Genomic DNA, 2,174 nt, shown 5'->3' on the forward strand with positions numbered 1-2,174 from the left:
TTTCTAACTTAGTTGTTGCACTTAAACTACTGCATACTCATTTTTCAGTCTTACTTAATCTGCCTCGATGATAAATTTTCTTTTGGATTAAGTATTGATCCTGATCTTGAGTAATAAATAACGGAGAACTTTCTTCTATGACATTGCTAAACTCCAAACCATACCATGAAATAGGTGAGGCCGTAATTTTCTGCAAATAGATGCGCCCGCCAATCAATCTTCTATCTAACGAGCTTAACTTATCATTGACAATTAAATCTGCTGGTTGTTCCGTTATAATAACAAACTTAAAGTCGCCGACTTTCCGTTGTCGCTCTGTTGAATACGTGGGTATTTGTGGTTCTAAAATACCTTGTTCCACTAGATGATTTACAATTTGATGTAAATAGACACTAACGGATTGAGATTTCCTAAACCCTAAGTAAATTTGAACGTTAACAACATTATGCGTCTCAAGTAAATCAACTGTATAATTACTTTCATAAGGTGCATTGGTTTCATTGACTGTAACAAACCAATAAACTTTAGCTCTTTTAGGTTGTCTGTCGAGAATAGAATACATGGTACTACGCTTAATTTGGTAATCACCCTTAATTTTAGTCATATACACTAAGTTAGTCGTGAACAAAGGTACTGTATTGTCTGCGCTTAATTTAGAGAGTTGATCACGATAGTCAAGAAGTGAAACATACTCGCTTTCTTTCTCATAATGGTCTCTTCGTTTATTTCCAAAGTACCAAAGCCACATAATATAAAGAATGCCCAACATGATTGTTAACGTAACATAACCGCCATGAATAAACTTAACCAAACTTGAAATTAGAAAGATTAACTCAATAAAACCAAAAAACAAGGCAATTATAAGTGCTGTTCCCTTAGCCAGGTGTTTCTTTAAGAATTCATGCAAAAGCACAGTAGTCATAAGCATGGTAATAGTGATTGCTAAACCATACGCGGCCTCCATTTTTTGTGAACTACCAAAGAACCAGACTACACTAATTGTTATTATACATAGTATCCAGTTAACAGTTGCAATATAAATTTGATTTTTTATATTACTTGGATGTCTAATAACCATTCTAGGTAAAAATTTTAAGCCAATTGCTTCATCGACTAAAGTGTAAGAACCCGTAATCAACGCTTGAGAGGCAATAATTGCAGCGAGTGTGGCTAGCAAAATGCCAACTAGGCGCCAAGTTCCGGGGAGCATTTCATAAAAGGGATTTAAGTTCGATAAGTTCCTGTAAGCAGTATCACCTGCATGTCTAATTATCCAAGCACCCTGACCTAAGTAATTTAAAAATAGGGTACTATATACTAGTGGCCATGTTACATAAATATTCTGCTTGCCAACGTGACCCATATCGGAATATAAAGCCTCTGCTCCTGTGGTTGCCAAAAAGATACTTCCAAGTATAAAGATTCCCACTTTGTTAACTGGACTGAATAGTATCCTAATTGCATAATAAGGAGAAATAGCCTTCAATATCATTGGATAATTGATTAGATTAACGATTCCAAAGACAGCCAAAAAGCCAAACCATAAAATCATCACTGGTCCAAAGGATTTCCCAATCACACCTGTTCCAAAATGTTGAATCATAAATAATACGAGTAGAACAACTGTTGTGATAATCAAGACGTTATGTTGAGAATTACTAAACACCACAGGGCCAAGGTGTTGTTTTTTTAATCCCTCAATGGCTGAAGTCACAGTTACTGCAGGAGTTAATGTTCCATCGGCCAAAATGGCCGCCCCACCAATCAAGGCTGGCCAAATTAACCATTTTGAATTTTTTCGAACCAATGCATATAAAGCAAAAATTCCGCCCTCACGCTTATTATCGGCTTGCATTGCAATGACAACATACTTCAACGTTGTAATGATCATTAATGTCCAAAAAATCAACGAGATCGATCCAATCACGTAATTGGGAGAAATATTTTCCATTTTACCGGCGTCACCAATCAATGCATTCATAACATACAATGGTGAAGTGCCAATATCACCGTACACAATTCCTAAAGTAACAAGTGCCCCCGCAAAAGAAACACGTTCTAGTTGCTTATTCATATTTGCTTGCCCCCAACGCTAATTATTGAAATATAGCACTGCAAAATAGTAAGCCTAAACACGAAGAAAAGCAACTATGCCATATACATCATAATGAAAT

1 protein-coding gene is annotated in these 2,174 nt (G+C 36.0%); it reads right to left on the reverse strand.

What is annotated here, in order from left to right; genetic code table 11:
- Positions 1-37 precede the first annotated feature (37 nt).
- Positions 38-2,074 (reverse strand): KUP/HAK/KT family potassium transporter, encoded by a 2,037-nt coding sequence (locus EKM89_RS13715; protein ID WP_125689336.1) that lies wholly within the window; start codon positions 2,072-2,074, stop codon positions 38-40.
- Positions 2,075-2,174 lie beyond the last annotated feature (100 nt).

Origin of the sequence: Levilactobacillus fujinensis (assembly GCF_003946335.1) — a bacterium.
Lineage (GTDB): Bacteria > Bacillota > Bacilli > Lactobacillales > Lactobacillaceae > Levilactobacillus > Levilactobacillus fujinensis.

What these genes read in the sequence shown, in the direction of transcription:
- EKM89_RS13715 (WP_125689336.1), bottom strand. Translation starts at nt 2,074, where the DNA reads ATGAATAAGCAACTAGAACGTGTTTCTTTTGCGGGGGCACTTGTTACT.